We start from the raw sequence: 17,727 nt of genomic DNA on the forward strand, positions 1-17,727 counted from the left end.
AGCAGCGAAGCGGGCTTCCTGCTATTGAACAGCGGCGGGCATCTGGTTCAGGCCCAGCACAGCGCTGGTATGCGCCCGTAACTCTTCCACCAGCTGGGGGTTATCGTTCAGCTCCTGCCCATAAGAAGGAATCATCTCGCGCATTTTGGCCTGCCATTCCGGCGTGGCAGCCTGCTGCGGAAAGCACCGTTGCGTGAGGCCAATCATGATGCTGACGGCCGTAGATGCCCCCGGCGAAGCACCCAGCAGAGCAGCAATAGAGCCATCGGAAGCGGCGACTACTTCGGTGCCGAATTCCAGCACCCCGCCTTCCTTGGCGTCTTTCTTGATAACCTGCACGCGCTGACCGGCTATTTCCAGCTCCCAATCGGGGCCCTGGGCGGTGGGCATATATTCCCGCAGCGCTTCCAGCCGGTCTTCCGGCGACTGGCGCACCTGGTCAATCAGGTATTTGGTCAGCGACATGTTCTTGAGGCCCGCAATAATCATGGGCCGCATGTTGCTGAGCTTCACGGACAGGGGCAGGTCCAGGTAGGAGCCCTGCTTCAGAAACTTGGTGCTGAAGCCCGCATAAGGGCCGAACAGCAGCTCCTGCTTGCCATTGATAACCCGCGTATCCAGGTGCGGCACCGACATCGGCGGTGAGCCTACGGCCGCTTTGCCGTATACTTTGGCGTGGTGGCGGGCTATAACGTCGGGGTTCACGCACTTCAGCCACTGCCCGCTTACCGGGAAGCCGCCAAAGCCCGTGCCTTCCGGAATGCCGGATTTGATGAGCAGAGGCAGCGAGCCGCCACCAGCGCCAATGAAAACAAACGGCGCCCGGATCTTCACTTCGGCCTCAGAAGCCAGGTTTTTGGCTTTGATGCGCCAGAGGCCGTCTTCTTTCTGCTTGAGCTTTTCCACCTCGTGGTGGAAGTAGAAGGATACACCCGGCTTAGCCTGCAGCAGCGTAAACATGCCGCGGGTGAGGGAGCCAAAGTTTACGTCGGTACCCAGGTCCATTCGGGTGGCGGCTACGGGCTGCTGCGGGTCGCGGCCTTCCATAATCAGGGGCATCCACTGCGCCAGCTCGTCGCGGTTTTCTGAGTACAGCATACCCTGGAACAGCGGCGACTGTATTAGCGCCGTGTGGCGCTTGCGCAGGAAATCCACGTTTTTATCGCCCCACACAAAGCTCATGTGGGGAATATGATTGATAAAGCGGGTGAGCTCTTTTACCTGGTATTGCTCCGCCAGATACGCCCAGAACTGCTTTGACTGCTCAAACTGCTCGGCAATTTTAATGGCCTTGGATATATCAATGCTGCCATCGGCCTGCTCCGGGGTGTAGTTCAGCTCGCAGAAGGCGGAGTGGCCGGTGCCGGCATTGTTCCAGGCGTCGGAGCTTTCGGCGGCAGCCACATCCAGGCGCTCAAAAATGGCAATGGTTAGCTCGGGGCGCAATTCCTTGAGCATCATGCCCAAAGTAGCGCTCATTATGCCCGCCCCAATCAATACAATATCGGCGGTGAGCGGTGCGGAGGTGTCAGTAGTACTCATAAGGAAATATCGATGCGTACAGGTTACGACGAAAGCCGGTAAAGGGGTTCCGGTAATTTAGTCTGTGGCCGGTGCCTGTCCCGGCAAAACGCCATGGCCGGAGGAGTCATCTGTTTGAAATTCAAAGCAATGTAGCAGCTCCCATGGCCCGCCTCGGTAGGCCCATAAACGCAGCCCGGTGCCGGTAGCCTCAAAGGGAGTAAACTGGCTCTGCAGCTGCTCAAATAAGGCGCGGGCGGTGGCGGGCGCCACCTTGTTTTGAATGGTAACGTGCGGCCGGCGCCGCTGCAAGTCCTGGGCCGTGAGGGAGGCTTGCCAGTGCAGCTGCAGGCGGCGGTGCAGGGCATCTACGGTAGGGCTTTCCAAAGCATAGGCCACGCCCTGCCCCAGAAACCGCACCCCGGTTACCTGCAGCGGAATGGGCTGCAGCCGGGCGCTTTCAGCTTTTAGATGATGGACAATCAGGCCCAGATCAGCGCCCGGTAAATGATGAAACAGGGTGAGGTGAGCGGCGAGGTAATTGCGCGCGGGCGGGAAATGCTGCAGGCGCAGCTGGTTGAAAAAAGCGGTGGAAACCGCATCCAGCTGCAGCGTCAGAATCAGGGGAGCATCTGCGGTGGTCTGCATGCTACGCTTTCTGCAGGGCGGCCAGGGCCTCTACGCTGGTGAGAACCTGCCCGCCGCGCCGGATAATATCGGCCGTGGCCTGCGCAGAGCCTTCTTCCGAAATAGCCCGGGTGGCATCTGCCAGCACCACCGTTTCAAAGCCTTCGGCCAGGGCATCCTTGGCCGTGAAGTAAACGCAATAATCGGCGGCCAGGCCGGCAATGTATACCTGCGTTACGCCTTTGCCGCGCAGGTAGTGCGCCAGCCCGGTTGACTTCAGGTGCCCATTATCATAGAAGCCGCTGTAGCTGTCAATTTCGGGGTTCATGCCTTTGCGGAAAATGGCCTCTATGCGGCGGGTATCCAGGGCCGGGTGCAACTCAGTGCCGGCAGTATCCTGCACGCAGTGGTCGGGCCACAGCACCTGAGGCTGGCCGTGCAGCTCAATGGTGGAAAACACGGCCTGCCCGGCGTGTGCGGAGGCAAAGCTTTTGTGCCCGCCGGGGTGCCAGTCCTGGGTGGCCACCACCAACTCAAACTGCGGCTGCAGGGCATTCACCAGCGGAATAATAGCGTCGCCCTCGGGCACGGCCAGCGCCCCGCCGGGCACAAAATCGTTTTGAATATCTATCAGCAACAGGGCCTTCATAGCAGAGAATCCAGAGAAAGAAAAGAGGGTGAATAACGCCAAAAACACTACAAACAGGAAAGAAAGCAGTTTGTCACCGGCCCGGGGAAATACACCATCGGCCACAGTCAGCTGAGCTATCCGGCTCCCACTCAAACAAATTATTAAAGATTTGCTATATCTTGTCGAACCACATGTATATGTGGTGGTTAGGGTATAAAAGGTGGTCTACCTTTGTGCCGCAACGCACTATTGGATACCGGCAGCTAGCAATACCGTGTTTGGGTTGGATAGGTTGACTATTTAGAAACAGAATACACCTTCATGATTTATAAGGGCAAGGTTATCGAAAACCCGGTAACGGGGCAGAGTATTCGTTTTATTGAAACGGCGAAAGACTCCGGCGGTAAAAAGGTGGAGATAGAGGTCATCTATCCCAAAAGCACTATTCAGCCGCTGCTTTACTACCATCCGTTGCAGGAAACCTGCCTGGAGGTAACGCAGGGGGAGCTGCACCTGCGGCTAAACCATACCGAACAGGTGCTGAAAAAAGGGGAGAAGCTGCTGATTGCGGCCGGCCAGCCCCACACCCTGTGGAATGCCACCGACCTGCCCACCATTTTGCGCTGGACCGCCACGCCCGCCCTGCGCAGCGAGGAGTTTCTGACCTCGGTATTTCAACTGGCGCAGGATGGGCAGGTTTCCGCGGCCGGCAACCCTACGCTATTGCAGTTTGCGTTGCTGATGCGTGAGTACCGGCAGGAGTATCGGCTGGCAGCACCGGCCCGCTGGCTGTGGTGGATGCTTTTTGCCGTGCTGCGGCCCATTGCCCGCCTGACCGGCCTGCAGGAAGTACGTCCGCGCTAGCGGGCTTGGCATCTTCTGCCGATGCGCGTACGTAGGAGCCGCAACCGTACCTGTGCCGCGCAGGTATCGCCACCCCGGTCACGCTCCCCCGTTCTATGTTTGCTCATCTGAAAGCGCAGGCCAAAGCCCTTAAGGCCGAGCTGTACGCCCTGTATTATGCCGCGCAGGATGCCCGCACTCCCTGGTACGCCAAGGCCCTGATGGGTTTTACCATTGCCTACGCCATGAGCCCCATCGACCTGATTCCGGACTTTATACCGGTGCTGGGCTACCTGGATGACCTGTTGATTGTGCCCGCCTGCATTGCCCTGAGCATCCGCCTGATTCCGGCCGAAGTAATGGTGCAGGCCCGCCTGCGCGCCCAGGAGGAGGCGCTGGAGAAAAAGCCCAACTGGCTGGCCGGCGGCATTATTCTGGCCTTATGGGTAGTAGTGCTGGGCATAGCCGGACACTACGCCTACGGCTGGTATGTGCATCGTGCGCAGAGCCGCTAACGCACCTCAATCTTCTGAGAAAACGGCCGCCCCGCCTCATCTTTAGTGGTGAGGTAATATAAGCCAGCCGGCAGGCCAGCCGTAGCCACGCGCAACGGGGTGTGCTGTGCCGGCCCCGCAAGCCGCCGCACTACCTGTCCCAGCCCGTTAAGCAGCAGAACCTCCCTTGCCCTGCCTGCGCCTTCTACCACCAGAAAATCGTGGGCCGGGTTGGGGTAAGCCGCCCAGGCCGTCTGCGGCTGATAGGTTAGGGTTTCTACCGGAGAATAGGCCCGCGTGCCATCCAGATCCTCCATGGCCAGCCGGTAGAACAGCTGGCCCGTGGGCGGCGCAGTATCCCGGGCCTGGTAGCGGGCGCCGTGCGGGTTATTGGTGGCCGGAACCGTGGCTACTGCCGTCCAGCCCAGCCCATCCTGGCTGCGCTGCACGGTAAACTGCCGCATATTTTCTTCGGAAGCGGTTTCCCACTGCAGCTCTACCTGGCCGGTGCCTGGGCGGGCAGAAAAGCTGATCAACTCAACCGGCAGCGGTAAGGCGCCGGCAAAGCTAACGGCATCACCCCGGGAGCACCCAAACTTCCCGTTATATTCCAGGCCGGTATAGTAGCCAGTGGTGCGGTCTACCCGATAAATGCTGCCGCTGTTGGCCGTTACCACGTAGATGTTGCCCACTTTATCCGTGAACATAGAGCCGATATCCTGCGCGGTGGGGGTAGGTATCCGGTTGGCCGGGGGAATAATAATAGTGGTAGCAACGGGAGCAGTGCCCGGATTTTTAATGGTCAGATACTTAAATTCCTGCCCCAGGTAGCTGACCAGGTTGCCGGAAAAAGGGTCGTACACCCAATCCTGAATGCCGCCCTCCGGCGTGGGGCCACTGCCCCCGGAGCTGATAAATGCCTGCACCTGCAGGCGGAAATTCTCCACTACTGCAGCCGTATTAGGCTCGCTAATATCCAGCACCCGCCAGGTAGCCTGCGCGCTGGGCACCGGGAGCAGGGGCACCGTGCCCACGTACAGCTTCACCATATCTATCAGGCCTGTAAACACCCCGTAGCGGAAGGTGGCGGCCCCCACGTAGTAGGTGGAGGAGGGGCTGCCATCGCCCACAAAATTCAGTGTCTGGCTTAAGTATATGGTGGTGAAGGTGGACCGGGGAACTGGTGGGGGAGCTATGGCTCCTATTTTGGTAGCCTGCGCCGTAGTCAGGTTGATTTTGTAGAGGTTAGGCGGCGTCTGAAAATTATTAATGGTGATAGGCTGCACCACCTGCATGCCGTATGCCGCTCGTTGGCTGGCATCCGGGTTATTGTCATAGCCCAGCGCATTGATAATAAGCGAAGTAGCGCCGTCCTTGATGGTGCCCACAGTGGTCAGCGTACCATCCGTATTTATCTTCTTCAGGATGGAGGGATTCCCGGCGCTGGCCGGACACGGGGAGATAACGGCAAAGCTATTGGTAGGGAGCTGAGCGAGTAGCTCGCGGCCAATAAAAGCCAAAGCCACGGTAAGTAATAATTTCTTCATTTTGCGCTCCGCTTACTGGTCCACTTACTCCAACTCCTGCCCTGCACCCGGTTAATTCAACCGTTCCCGATACCTGCTATACTCACCCTTTAGGAGGCTAAATATAGGACTTTAATAAATTTTTATATAATAATATTATCAAATCTTCCTTTCGATTTCTCTCCATGCCCTTTTCGCTTCTCATCCAGAATTGCCGCCAGCTCCTGACCATTGCCAGCGAAACCGGTGCCGCTCCGCAACCCCTGAGCAGAGAGGCGCTAGCAGATTGGGTGATAATTCCCGATGCTTATATAGCCTGTGACGGGGATACGATTGTAGCCCTGGGCCCCATGGCAGAGCTGGATGCCAGGCAGATAACACCAGAAACCACCGTGATAGATGCGGCCGGGCGCGTGGTTATGCCCGGGCTGGTGGAGTGCCACACCCACCTGGTGTTTGCCGGTAACCGGGCCCATGAGTTTCAGCGCAAGCTGCGCGGCGAGTCTTACCTGGATATTCTGGCCTCCGGCGGCGGCATTCTAAGCACCGTGCGGGCCACCCGGGCCGCCACGGAAGTTGAGCTGCTCACCCAGGCCCTGCACCATCTGGAGGGCTTTCGGCGCTACGGAATAACTACAATTGAAGCCAAAAGCGGCTACGGCCTGGATAAGGAAACGGAGTTGCGTCTGGTGCGCGTGGCCCGCGAAGCCGGTCGCCAGCAGCCAGCCCAGGTGGTTTGCACGTTTCTGGGCGCCCACGTGGTGCCGCCGGAGTTTAAAGGGCAGCCCGCCGCTTACCTCGATTATCTGGTAGCGGAAGTATTGCCGGAGCTGCGGGGCGAGGCCGAGTTCGTGGATATTTTCTGCGAGGAAGGCGCCTTCAGCCTTATGGATTCGCAGGCGTATCTGGCGCAGGCAAAGCAGATGGGCTTTCAGCTGAAAATCCATGCCGAGCAGCTGCACAACCTGGGCGGCTGTGCCATGGCTGCCGCGCTGGGCGCCACCAGCGTAGACCACTGCGACTTTCTTTCCGCAGAGGATGCGGCCCATGTGGCGGCTACGGGCAACACGGTAGCGGTGCTGCTGCCATTGGTGCCGCTGTTTCTACGCCAGCAGCAGTACGCGCCGGGCCGGGAGCTTATTCGGCAAGGAGTGCCCATTGCCATCAGCACTGATTTCAACCCCGGTTCCTGCCCCAGCAAAAACCTGTGGCTAGCGCTGTCGGTGGCCTGCCTGAATATGGGCCTCACGCCTCGCGAAGCCCTGGCCGCCGTTACGCTGAACGCCGCCTGGGCCATCAATCGGCAGGAAAGCATCGGGAGCCTAGAGCCCGGCAAACGCGCCGATATCCTGGTGCTGGACGTAGCCGACTATGAAGAAATACCCTACTGGCTGGGCGAAAACCCGGTGCACAGTGTCGTAATTGGGGGTATGCTCCAGCCGCGCTAGCGGAAAGGACTACAGCTGGCGGGCGGCTATCAGCAGGCTAATCCAGCCTGCAATAAACAGCAGGCCGCCAATAGGGGCCACGGCGCCCAGCTTGGTGTAGCCCGTAAAGCACAGCGCGAAAAGGGAGCCGCAGAACAGCACCATGCCGCCCAGCCACAGGCCAGCAGTGAGGCCCAGGCCGCGCAGCTCGGGGCGGGCAGCCAGCAACACGCCCACGGCGGCCAGGGCCAGCGTGTGGTAAAACTGATAGCGCACAGCGGTTTCAAACGTATCGAAGCGGCCGGCGGCTTCCAGCATGGGCCGCAGTCCGTGCGCGCCAAACGCGCCAATGCCTACGCCCAGCGCACCTAGGAAAGCAGCAAGTTGCAGAATCAGACGAGCAGACATAAGCAGTTTATAGAGGGTTCGATTTTCAAATGGGACTAGCGGATATGGACTGGTGAGTGCCAGGTTTGCTACTCGCTACACTTGGCAACAGGCTACCCGCGGGCCCCAAAAATAGCGCTGCCCACCCGAATGAGCGTGCTGCCTTCAGCAATAGCCAGCCGATAGTCGGAGCTCATGCCCATTGATATTTCCCGAAAAGCGGGCTGATCAGCGAAGTAGCGGGTTTTCAGCAGGTCGAAATAGCCTTTCAGCTCCTGAAATTCCCGCCGCAGCTGGTCTTCATCCTTCGTGAAAGTAGCCACACCCATCACCCCGGTCAGCTGCACGTGGCGCATGGCTTTATACTCTGCCGATTGCAGAATAGCCTCAGCTTCTTCCAGCGAAAGGCCAGTTTTGGCTTCCTCCTCCGCAATATAAAACTGCAACAGGCCATGAATGACGCGGTTATGCCGGGCGGCCTGTTTATCCAACTCTACCAGCAGCTTCAGGCTGTCGATGCTTTCTACCGTGTGCACAAACGGGGCAATGTACTTTACCTTGTTGGTCTGCAGATGCCCAATCAGGTGCCACTCAATATCAGCGGGCAGCTCCGGCTGTTTGGCCGCCATTTCCTGCACCCGGTTTTCGCCAAACAGGCGGCTGCCCGCCGCGTAGGCTTCGCGCAGGCGCTCCACGGGGTGGGTTTTGGTTACCACCACCAGCCGGCAGTTGGTACCGGCCAGCTCTTGCTCAAACTGCTGAATATTTTCGGCTATGCTCATGTAAGGGAATGATGGAAGGCTAGAGGTAGGTTGGATGGAAGGTGAACGGGAGTGAGGGGTAACTGCCTCCTGCCACCTCAACAACAGGAACCTGGCTTAGTCTTCCATCGAATTAGTAAGAAAAGTATTCTTCAGGCCCAGCCAAAGCACCCACAAACCCACGCACCAATAGAGGTAATACCGGTAGTAGTCGCGGGTATTGCGGAAGCGGGTCTGGCGGATTTCGGATTTTTCGAGGCGGTCTATCTGCCGGAAAATCTGCCGGAGAACTTTGGTGTCGGTGGCCCGGAAAAACTGCCCGCCGCCGGCCGCTGCCAGCTGGCGCATAGTGCTTTCATCCAGGCGGGTTTCTACGTAGCGGGGGCGGCCAAACTCATCGGTGCCGAAGGGAATGGTGCCATCCTGCCCCAGCCCGATGGTGTACAGGCGCAGGCCGTAGGCATGGGCCAGCTGGGCAGCCAAGAGCGGGTCGAGGTTGCCGGCCGTGTTTTCTCCATCAGAAAGCAGAATGCACACTTTGGTGCTGCTCGGCGAGTCGCGCATGCGGTTGGTGGCTACGCCCAAGGCTGTGCCAATGGCCGTGCCATCGTTGGCAATCATGCCCAGTCGCAGCTCATTCAGGCTTTCGCGCAACAGGTCATAGTCGGTGGTGAGGGGGGCCAGGGAGTACGCATCGCCGGCAAAGGCCACCAGCCCGATCCGGTCGCCGGAGCGGCCATCCACAAACTCCCGGGCTACGCGCTTGGCGGCTTCTAGGCGGTTGGGCTGCAGGTCCTGCAGCTCCATGGAGCCCGACACATCCAGCACCAGCAGAATATCAATGCCTTCCCCGGTCTGCGCCACCCGCTCATCGGTGCGCTGGGGGCGGGCCAGGGCCAGCAGGCCAAACATAAGGCTGAGGGCCAGCATTAAATCGGGCAGAAACCGCAGCACTGCGCTCCAGTCGGTGCGGAGCCGGCCCGCCACAAAGGCCACTCCCAGCCGGCGCCGGTTGCGGTACGCCAGCAGCCACCGGATACCAAACAGCAGGGGTACCAGCGGCAGCAACAGCAGCACCCGCGCCCACTCCCAGGTATATCCCGTGAGCGTGCTATACCGAAGCCCTTCCAGAAAGGTCATCATGCAGGGCGGGCCGAAAAGAGAAGAGGCATCATGGCATTCAAGCGTGCAATATGGCCCAAACCGGGCGCAAAAACCACTTTGCCGGCCGGCTCCGGTGGGTTCAGGGTACTATGAAGGCACATATCGGGAGCGGCCCCGGTAATCGGCCAGCTGGTACCGCTCTTCGGCAAACTGCCGCAGCAACTCAAACGCCCGGTTAATTTCCTGGGTGTCCTCGGTCAGCATATGGCCATAAATCACCTGATCCACGATGCGCAGCGCCGTGCTTACGGACGGGGCGTGGTTGTAATGCGCTTCAATTTCGCGGGTGGTGAGGGTGTTGAGGTTGTTGCTCTCGAGCAGGGTGAGGTAGTTTTTCCAGAGCGTGATGGCCCGCTCCATGTTGGTGGTGGAGCGCGACAGCTCAAACCGCTCAATATGGCGCGCATACTGCGCTAAGAAGTAGGCGTGGTTTTTCCGCAGCTTGTAGCGCTGGTACCGGCGGCGCAAGGCCTGGCGGAAGGCCAGTACCAAACCGCCGCTCAGAAGTAGCACGCTGGCCAGGCCCGCCAGCCAGTAAGGGTAGTTAAAAAGCTCGGGTACCGGGGCCAGGGCAGTGGTTTGACGCAGGGCTGGCAGCTGGGCGGGTACGTTTTGAGGCGCCGTATACCGCAGCCGCAGCACAGCGGGCTCAGAAAGCAACGTGAGCGTATCGCGGCCGCGCAGCACGGTTACGGGCAGGCGGAGATGCTGCACGGAGTCCAGGGAAAAGGTACGCAGCCGGTATACAGTTCTGTCCAGGCTGCGGCCCTGGCGGGTGCGGGTAGGGTAGTAGCGCTGGCCCAGGTATTCAAACGGGCTGAAATCAGCCACTGAGTCCGGAAAAACAACTTCCAGGCTGGGCGCATGCGTCAGGCGGAGCTCATACTCTACTATTTCTCCCACGCGGGTGCTGGGGCGCAGAAAACGCCCTTGGGGCAGCGCATCGGACTGCGCCAGCGCTGGCAGGCCCAGCAGCAGCCATCCTGACAGTAAGCCAAATACTTTACCCACGGTTGCCACGCTGATTGCGCCGCCGAAACAGGTTGACTAGCTGCGGTAGGTAGTCGGCGTCGGTGGTGATGGATAAAAACTCGGTGCGGTGGCGGCGGCAGATCTGGCTGATCTGCTCACGGTTTTGCTCATAGGTGGCCCGGTAGCGCGCCCGGAAGGTGGCCGAGGACGTATTCACCCACACCGTGCGGTTGGTTTCCTGGTCGTGCAGGGGCACAATGCCCAGGGACGGAAACTCCCGCTCACGGCGGTCCAACAGCTGTACCACCACCAAGTCGTGCTTGCGGGCCAGCATGGTCAGCTCCCGCTCGTAGGCGGTATCAATAAAATCAGAAATCAGCACCACCACCGTGCGCCGCTTCAGGAGTCCCAGTGCCTGCTTTATGCCGGCGGCCACGGCCGTGCTGGGCGAGCGGGGCTCCAGATCAAACAAGGATTTGATGAGGGCATAGGCGTGCCGGATGCCTTTGCCCGGCGGCATATACAGCTCTTTCTGATTGGAAAAAGCCAGAATACCCAGCTGCGCCGACTGGCGGGCGGCCGTGAGGGCCAGAATGCCGCATATTTCGCGGCCCACGTCCAGCTTGCGCCGGCCTTCGGCGCCCACACGCTGGGACGCGCTGACATCCAGCAAAAGCAAAACCTGCTGTTCCCGCTCTTCTTTGTAGGTTTTAACAAAGGTGCCGTGGCCTTTGCTGGAAACGGCCCAGTCAATGGCGCGCACCTCGTCGCCGTACTGATATAGGCGCACATCGTCGAACTCCAGGCCCGTGCCTTTGAATACGGAGTGGAAGTCGCCCTGCAATTGCGCGTCCACGGCCTGGCGAATCCGGATTTCGAATTGCCGTAGTTTGCGCAGCAGCTGTTGTAGTGGCGTGGCCTCAGGCGTATTCATTCCGGCTAAACTAACGCATCTTCCTAACTTTACAGCGTGAAAAGTCTCTCCATGCGGGCACTTGTGGCCCTAAGTGTGTTTCTGGCGGCCTGCCAACGGCCCGAAGAGCCCGTACCGCCGCAAAAGCTGCTGTCCAAACCCGAGTTTGCGCACCTGCTGATAGAGCTGCATCTGATGGAAAGCCGCGTGGATGCCGCCCGCCTCTCGCGGGACTCCTCGGTGGCCCTGTTTGAACAGGTGAAAGACAGCCTGCTGCGTCGCCACCAGACCACGGATTCGGCCTTCCAGCAAACGTACCGTTACTACAGCATCCACGGCAAAGACCTGCAGGAGGTGTACGACGTGGTAATTGACTCGCTGAACCTGCGGGGCGTGCGGCTTCAGGGGAAGTCGGCTAAGCCAGCCGCGCCCCGTTCGGGACGGGAGCATCTACTGTAGTCAGCACAATGTCGCCGTGCTCATCGGCCACGCCGGTTACCAGTATTTCGGAGCTGAACGGACCGATGCGGCGCGGCGGGAAGTTCACCACGCACAGCACCTGCCGGCCCACCAGCTCCTGAGGCTGATACCGGCTTGTAATCTGGGCGCTGGACCGCTTCAGTCCAATTTCAGGGCCCAGATCTACTAATAGCTGATAAGCGGGCTTACGGGCCTCGGGAAATTCGCGCGCCTCCACAATGGTGCCGATGCGCAGATCCACGCGGGCAAAATCATCCCAGGTAATAAGATTAGCAGAATCCATAGCTGGCTTTTGCCGGCAAGCTACCAAATGCGGGGTTCAGGTTACAAAAAACGGGTGACCGGCACACAGCCAGCCACCCGAATGATGTGGAGTAAAGGAGAGGTTTAGTTTGCTGCCGCAAACGCCGAAAGCTCCTGCAGGCGCTGCTGCACGTTCTGTTCCCAGGCCAGCTGCTTGGCCGCATTCAGGCCATGGTTGGTTTCCATGTCGTAGCGGGCTTCTTCCCGGCGCCAGTCGTTGAAAGCAATGCGGGTGAAATTATTGAGAGCCGGCTGGAGTCGGTCGCAATTGAACTTTGCCAAGGTAATCTTCTGTCTTACACGGCGGGCATGCAATTCTGTTAGGTCAAAATGAATCTGCTCATGTCGCAGCAGTTCAGGTTTGGCCTTGGAAGCATTACGTACCCACGATTCGCTGGGCGTGAAAACGGCCCGTACTGTTGTTGTAACCTGATAGTTAACGCAGTTTACGCGCACATCCAGATTAGCAGAAGTAAGGGCCGCCAGCTCAGCAGGCAGCGTGGGTCGGGCCTGAAAATCAGTCCAGGTCAGGGGGCGGTTAGGCTGCCACTCCAGCGTAGCTGGCGCCGGAGTGGTTTGCTGGGAGGTTGGGAGCAGGGCTGACAACCAAACCAGCATGGGGAAGAGCGTAAAGTTTGTCATAACCAAAAATAGGACTTTTTTGGTTAACGCGCTATTGCTATTTGTTGGTTCACGGCAAAGGCACTAAGTCGGCGAAAACGCCACAAAAGTACCCCGGCTACCAGCGTAAGTCCGGTGAGCAGGCCAATCCATACCCCGGTGGCGCCCATTTTCAGTCCGAAGCCCAGCCCATAGCCCAGCGGGAGGGCAATAGCCCAATAAGCCAGCAAGGCTACCACTGAGGGCACTTTCACATCTTCCAGACCCCGCAGCGCGCCCAGCCCTACCACCTGCAGACCATCGGAGACCTGAAATAGGGCGGCCACCAGCAGCAGCGTAGCCGCCTGGGCCAGCACGGCGGGGTCGTGGTTGTAGAGCGTGGGTACAAAATGGCGCCCTAGAATCAGCAGCAGGCCCATGGTGCTCATGAAGAGAAAGGTGAGGAAGTAGGCCGTAAGGCCGGCCTGCCGGGTATTGTGGGCGCTGCCCAGGCCGCGCTGGTTGCCCACTCGAATAGTGGCCGCCGCCGCAATGCCGCTGGCCGCCATGTAGGTAACCGACGCTACGTTAATGGCAATCTGATGCGCGGCTAGGGCCGTGGCGCCTAGCCAGCCAATCATAATGGCCGAGAAGCTGAAGGCGCCCATTTCAAACATCATCTGCACCCCAATGGGCATGCCCAGGCCCAATAGCCGGCGCATGGTGCCGCTGGAAACCGTGAGCCAGCTGCCTGCGGCTTCGCGGTAAGGCTTCAGGCGGTCGGCCCGTAAAACGTAGACCGCCATGAGGGCCGCCATCAGCACCCGCGCAATGAGCGTGGCCCAGGCGGCACCCATCATGCCCATGTGCGGGGCGCCCCAATGACCAAAGATCAGCGCGTAGCACAACAGGGCATTTACCACGTTGGCCATAATGGACAGAAACATGGCCTGCCGGGTGAGGCCAAGCCCTTCGGCAAACTGCTTAAATCCCTGAAAAATCATCAGCGGAATCATGGAGGCGAACAGCACGCGCACCCACGGTGCCGCCAGGCGCACCACCTCCGCCGGCTGATTCAGGTAGCGGAGCAAATTGGGGACAATCAGCCCAAAAGCGGCCAGCACCAAGCCCGCTACCGTGCAAAGCATCACCCCATTTATCAGCAGCTGGCCAATGCGTGGAATGTCCCGCTGCCCATCGGCGGTAGCTACCAGCGGCGTAATGCTCATGGAAAGCCCCAAGCCAAACACCATAACCACGGTACTGACGCTCACGCCTAGCGACACGGCGGCCAGCGGAATGGTCCCCGTCTGACCCACCATGATACTATCACAAACGCTCACCATAATGTGACCCAGCTGGCTTAGCACCACCGGGTAAGCCAGCAATAAGGTGGGTTTGATGTGCGGGCGGATAGCGGTAAGTGGCATGGCAGCAGAGGAAACGAATCAGCCGCAAAGGTACAACCCTGCCGCGGGCCGCTCATCGAAAATCTTGGTCTACTGGGTCAGCAAAGCGTCCCGCAGTCGGGCCAGTCCTGTGCGCAGCTCCGGTTCCGGCACGGCGCAGGAAATGCGCACAAACCCCGGTGCATGACAGCCGGATCCGTCCACCACCTCCACACCCGCGGCCCGCAGCCGGCCGATGAGGGCACAGGAAGCCGCCTCGGGGGAGAGACTAGGGTCGAGAAAAGCGCGTAAATCCGGAAAGGCGTAATACGTACCCTCATTAGGCGTCAGGCGTAGGCCGGGAATATCCTGCAGAGTACGGAGCAGCAACTGGCGCAAGGGCTGCAGCTGCGCTACCAGATCCGTAGCAATAGTGTTGGCGCTCTGGGCGGCGGCCAGTCCGGCCAACTGGTTCAGGCTGGCTACGGCGCCGCTGGTAATGTGCTGCCAGCGCGCGCACTCCTGCGCCAGCGCCAGCGGAGCCACTAGGTATCCCAGCCCCCAGTTAATAAGCGCCAGCGACTTGGAAAACCCATTCACGACCACATGTTGCTGATGCGGATCAGGAAAATCGAGCAAAGAAGGCACCTGAGAGCCAAAGGTGACCAGGTTGTAGATTTCGTCGCTGACCACCAGTAGGTTAGGATGCTGGCGCGTAACGTGCAGCAGCGCCTCTATTTCCTGGTGGCTGTAGATGCGCCCCGTCGGGTTGCAGGGGTTGGTGAGCAGGACAACCCGGGTGTGAGGCGTCAGGGCCGCTTCCAGCGCGGCAGGCGTGAGGGTGTAGTTATCGTTGGGAGAGAGGGGTAAGGGGCATAAAATTCCTCCGGCTTCGGCTACCAGGGCATCAAAGCCAAACCAATTGGGCGTTGGTAGAAGCACTTCGTCGCCGGGGTTAAGCGCGGCCCTGAGGATAGCAAACAGCGCCGTTTTGGTGCTGGTGGTAACCACTACCTGTTCCGGATTTATCTGGGCCGGCGCATACTGCTGGGCCAGAGCATGCCGCAGCTCGGGCAGCCCGGCGGCCGGGCTATCCGGAAGCCTGGTGCCCTGCAGATAAGGCTGCAGATACTCCAGCACCAATGGCGGTGTAGGAAAATGAGAGTAGCCCGAAGCCAGGCTGATTACAGCAGTAGCAGAAGACATAGCGGTGCTCAGTAGGGCTTATTGAACCGGAGCCAGCACCACATCAGCAAAGTACTGCCGCTCATCGGTGAAGAAGGACACCACCCGCAGGTCGGCGGCGGCGGCCAGCTCCTCGATCTGGGGGCGGGTAAATTTGTAGGAATTTTCGGTATGAATGATTTCCCAGGCGGCAAAAGGCACGCGCAGGTTCAGATCGGCAAAATGCACGGTTTGGGCGCGGCGGCTGACCAGGAATGATCGCACGGCACCGTACAGCGGATCATAATCGGTGTAGTGGGACCAGTGTTCCAGGTCAAAATCGGCGCCCAGTTCCCGGTTCAGGCGGGTGAGCAGGTTCAGGTTGAAGGCAGCCGTTACGCCCTGAGTGTCGTCGTAGGCCGCCCGGATCAGGCGCGGGTCTTTCTGCAGGTCAAAGCCGATGAGCAGCCGGTCGGCGGGGGCAAGGTAACTGGAAAGCTGTTGCAGAAACTTCTGGCGGTCATCGGGTAGAAAGTTGCCAATGTTGGAGCCCAGAAACAGCACTGCTTTGGGGGCAGCATCCTGCCGTACCTGCGCCAGGGCCGAGAAATAATCAGCCTCAATTGGCTCAACCTGCAGCTGGGGGAGTTCCTTTTGCAGACTTTCCGCCAGCCCACTCAGAGCCCCGCTTGAAATATCAACCGGCTCATAGGTGAAGCGGGCCTTTTCTTCCAGCAAATGCCGCAGCAATACTTTGGTTTTCAGGCCGTCGCCGGCGCCCAGCTCCAGCAGCCGGAACGGCTGGTTGCCCGCCGGGCGGAGGGCCTTGGTAATAGCGGCCTGCTGCGTTGTAAAAATGCCCAGCTCGGTGCGCGTGGGGTAGTATTCCGGCAGCTGCATAATCTGCTGAAAGAGCCGGCTGCCCTCATCATCGTAGAAATACATCGATGACAGGGTTTTGGGCGTACGGCTCAGGCCTTGTCGTACGTGGTTGGCCAGGGCCGAATCAATAGCAGGTGCAGGCGCGGAGGAAGAAGCAGGCATAAATGAAGCAGGAGTGAAGAATGCAGAAGAAAACCGGAAGCCGGACTAGCGGGCCAGCCGGATGCCGGTGAACTGCCAGCGCTTATCAGCGTGGAAAAAGTTGCGGTAGCTCAGGCGGATATGGCTGGCAGGCGTAGCGCAGGAGCCCCCGCGCAGCACCAGCTGGTTAACCATAAACTTGCCGTTGTACTCGCCCAGCGCCCCGGCGGCTTTGTGGTAGCCGGGGTAGGGGTGATAGGCCGAGTAGGTCCATTCCCAGACATCGCCCCACAGCTGATGACATTCCGTGGGCGAGGCATTGGCCGGCAGCGGCCGGGGGTGAAACAAACCGCTTTCCTGAAAATTGCCGCTGGGCGTAGTAGGGGCAAACTGGCGGGCCGCTATTTCCCATTCTGCTTCGGTGGGCAGGCGGGCTCCCGCCCAGTTGGCGTAGGCATCAGCCTCATAAAAGCTCACATGCGTAACGGGGGCGGCCATTTCCACGGGCTGCAGGCCGCGCATGGTAAACTGAAACCAGCCTTCGGGCCGCTGCACCCAGTAGAGCGGCGCCTGCCAGCTTTGCTGCTGCGCCAGGTCCCAGCCTTCGCCCAGCCAGAAGCGGAAGTCTTTGTAGCCGCCGGCTTCCATAAAGGCCAGGTACTCCGCGTTGGTTACCAGCCGGTTTTGCAGGCTGAAATCAGCTACGTAGGTTGGGTGACTGGGCAGCTCATTATCAAAGCAAAAGCCCGACTCCTGTTGGCCAATGGTATAGACGCCGCCCACCACCGGCAGCCAGGGGGCCGGCGGAGGCAGCAGAGATTCGGCAGTTTTTGCCGGTGCTGCCCGGTAGGCCGGGGCCAGGGGGCTGGTACTCAGAATGTATTTAATATCGGTAAGCAGCAACTCCTGGTGTTGCTGCTCGTGCTGCAGGCCCAGCTCAAACAGCTCAAAAAATACGTCCGGTAGCTCGGTGGCGTGGGTATTCAGCAGGTGGCGCATGGCTACGTCCACGGCGGCGCGGTAAGCATACACATCGGCAAGGGCCGGGCGGGAAATGGTGCCCCGGTCGGCGCGGTTTACGCGGCTGCCCAGCGAGTTGTAATAGGAGTTGAACAGGTAAGCGTATTCCGGGTGAAACACGGTGTAGCCGGGCAGGTACTCGCCCAGCAGGAACGTTTCGAAAAACCAGGTGGTATGCGCTAGGTGCCACTTGGGCGGGCTCACGTCCAACATCGGCTGCACCACGGTATCCTCGGGCAGCAGCGGCTGGCAAATGGCCTCCGTTTGGGCCCGCACCAGGGCGTAGCGAGCTACCAGGGCTTCGCCGGGGCGGGCAGGAGGAGTCAGTACTTCAGGCATGGCGAGGTAGAGTTGAGCGGGAAAGGTAGGTAAATCGATAACTGATGAAGTCGGTATTGGGTTTTCTGACCAAGCCGGGGTACCCGGACTGTTAATGGTAAATACGTAGCGGGCCGGCCGGTTGATGGGGGATATGGCCTATCC

Annotated in this window: 19 protein-coding genes; 4 read left to right on the forward strand and 15 right to left on the reverse strand. The window is 59.6% G+C overall.

Annotated elements, in window-relative coordinates:
• Positions 1 to 21: 21 nt before the first annotated feature.
• From AM218_RS04125 to pncA, 3 genes are read right to left on the reverse strand one after another with little or no spacing between them, the layout of a single operon-like run.
• Positions 22 to 1,542: a malate:quinone oxidoreductase gene (locus AM218_RS04125; RefSeq protein WP_054412098.1), complete on the reverse strand. Its 1,521-nt coding sequence runs from the start codon at positions 1,540 to 1,542 to the stop codon at positions 22 to 24.
• A 57-nt stretch (positions 1,543 to 1,599) separates the two neighbouring features.
• Positions 1,600 to 2,169, reverse strand: coding sequence for a 2'-5' RNA ligase family protein (locus AM218_RS04130; RefSeq protein WP_054412100.1), 570 nt, complete (start codon positions 2,167 to 2,169; stop codon positions 1,600 to 1,602).
• Between the two features lies 1 nt (position 2,170).
• Positions 2,171 to 2,797: a bifunctional nicotinamidase/pyrazinamidase gene (pncA, locus tag AM218_RS04135; protein WP_054415275.1), complete on the reverse strand. Its 627-nt coding sequence runs from the start codon at positions 2,795 to 2,797 to the stop codon at positions 2,171 to 2,173.
• 303 nt (positions 2,798 to 3,100) lie between these two features.
• Between pncA and AM218_RS04140 the strand changes: the two genes are divergently transcribed.
• Positions 3,101 to 3,643, forward strand: coding sequence for a cupin domain-containing protein (locus AM218_RS04140; RefSeq protein ID WP_054412103.1), 543 nt, complete (start codon positions 3,101 to 3,103; stop codon positions 3,641 to 3,643).
• A gap of 95 nt (positions 3,644 to 3,738) precedes the next feature.
• A complete protein-coding gene (locus AM218_RS04145; protein ID WP_054412105.1) occupies positions 3,739 to 4,137 on the forward strand; it encodes a YkvA family protein in 399 nt (132 codons plus the stop codon).
• Here the strand turns inward: AM218_RS04145 and AM218_RS04150 are convergent.
• Positions 4,134 to 5,663, reverse strand: coding sequence for a T9SS type A sorting domain-containing protein (locus tag AM218_RS04150; protein ID WP_054412106.1), 1,530 nt, complete (start codon positions 5,661 to 5,663; stop codon positions 4,134 to 4,136). The genes AM218_RS04145 and AM218_RS04150 overlap by 4 nt on opposite strands.
• Before the next feature lie 164 nt (positions 5,664 to 5,827).
• Between AM218_RS04150 and hutI the strand changes: the two genes are divergently transcribed.
• Positions 5,828 to 7,090 (forward strand): imidazolonepropionase, encoded by a 1,263-nt coding sequence (hutI, locus tag AM218_RS04155; RefSeq protein WP_054412108.1) that lies wholly within the window; start codon positions 5,828 to 5,830, stop codon positions 7,088 to 7,090.
• 9 nt (positions 7,091 to 7,099) lie between these two features.
• On the opposite strand, the gene AM218_RS04160 is transcribed toward hutI, so the two are convergent.
• From AM218_RS04160 to AM218_RS04180, 5 genes are all read right to left on the reverse strand, one after another.
• Complete coding sequence (locus AM218_RS04160; RefSeq protein ID WP_054412111.1) at positions 7,100 to 7,477, reverse strand: DUF423 domain-containing protein; 378 nt, start codon at positions 7,475 to 7,477, stop codon at positions 7,100 to 7,102.
• A 92-nt stretch (positions 7,478 to 7,569) separates the two neighbouring features.
• Complete coding sequence (locus AM218_RS04165) at positions 7,570 to 8,238, reverse strand: YggS family pyridoxal phosphate-dependent enzyme (protein WP_054412113.1); 669 nt, start codon at positions 8,236 to 8,238, stop codon at positions 7,570 to 7,572.
• Between the two features lie 96 nt (positions 8,239 to 8,334).
• Positions 8,335 to 9,360, reverse strand: a complete 1,026-nt coding sequence (locus tag AM218_RS04170; RefSeq protein WP_054412115.1) for a vWA domain-containing protein — start codon at positions 9,358 to 9,360, stop codon at positions 8,335 to 8,337.
• Between the two features lie 108 nt (positions 9,361 to 9,468).
• Complete coding sequence (locus AM218_RS04175; RefSeq protein WP_157547515.1) at positions 9,469 to 10,392, reverse strand: hypothetical protein; 924 nt, start codon at positions 10,390 to 10,392, stop codon at positions 9,469 to 9,471.
• A complete protein-coding gene (locus AM218_RS04180) occupies positions 10,385 to 11,287 on the reverse strand; it encodes a DUF58 domain-containing protein (RefSeq protein ID WP_054412120.1) in 903 nt (300 codons plus the stop codon). The genes AM218_RS04175 and AM218_RS04180 overlap by 8 nt, the downstream gene beginning before the upstream one ends.
• A 36-nt stretch (positions 11,288 to 11,323) precedes the next feature.
• Here AM218_RS04180 and AM218_RS04185 point away from each other — a divergent pair, with 36 nt between their 5' ends.
• Entirely contained in the window at positions 11,324 to 11,725 is a 402-nt protein-coding gene (locus tag AM218_RS04185) for a DUF4296 domain-containing protein (protein WP_157547516.1), read from the forward strand.
• On the opposite strand, the gene AM218_RS04190 is transcribed toward AM218_RS04185, so the two are convergent.
• The 6 genes from AM218_RS04190 to egtB form a co-directional block, all read right to left on the reverse strand.
• Positions 11,682 to 12,029 carry a tRNA-binding protein gene (locus AM218_RS04190; protein ID WP_054412124.1) on the reverse strand — a complete coding sequence of 116 codons (348 nt, stop codon included), beginning with the start codon at positions 12,027 to 12,029 and terminating at the stop codon, positions 11,682 to 11,684. The two genes, AM218_RS04185 and AM218_RS04190, sit on opposite strands and share 44 nt — an antisense overlap.
• A 104-nt stretch (positions 12,030 to 12,133) precedes the next feature.
• A complete protein-coding gene (locus tag AM218_RS04195; protein ID WP_082318057.1) occupies positions 12,134 to 12,691 on the reverse strand; it encodes a DUF922 domain-containing protein in 558 nt (185 codons plus the stop codon).
• A 23-nt stretch (positions 12,692 to 12,714) separates the two neighbouring features.
• Complete coding sequence (locus AM218_RS04200; protein WP_054412128.1) at positions 12,715 to 14,079, reverse strand: MATE family efflux transporter; 1,365 nt, start codon at positions 14,077 to 14,079, stop codon at positions 12,715 to 12,717.
• Positions 14,080 to 14,148: 69 nt separating this feature from the next.
• Positions 14,149 to 15,243, reverse strand: coding sequence for a pyridoxal phosphate-dependent aminotransferase (locus AM218_RS04205; RefSeq protein WP_054412130.1), 1,095 nt, complete (start codon positions 15,241 to 15,243; stop codon positions 14,149 to 14,151).
• Positions 15,244 to 15,261: 18 nt separating this feature from the next.
• Positions 15,262 to 16,245: an L-histidine N(alpha)-methyltransferase gene (gene egtD, locus AM218_RS04210; RefSeq protein ID WP_054412132.1), complete on the reverse strand. Its 984-nt coding sequence runs from the start codon at positions 16,243 to 16,245 to the stop codon at positions 15,262 to 15,264.
• A gap of 45 nt (positions 16,246 to 16,290) precedes the next feature.
• Positions 16,291 to 17,583, reverse strand: coding sequence for an ergothioneine biosynthesis protein EgtB (gene egtB, locus AM218_RS04215; RefSeq protein ID WP_054412134.1), 1,293 nt, complete (start codon positions 17,581 to 17,583; stop codon positions 16,291 to 16,293).
• Between the last annotated feature and the right edge of the window lie 144 nt (positions 17,584 to 17,727).

The sequence above is a fragment of the Hymenobacter sp. DG25A genome, from assembly GCF_001280305.1.
In the GTDB taxonomy this organism is placed as follows: domain Bacteria; phylum Bacteroidota; class Bacteroidia; order Cytophagales; family Hymenobacteraceae; genus Hymenobacter.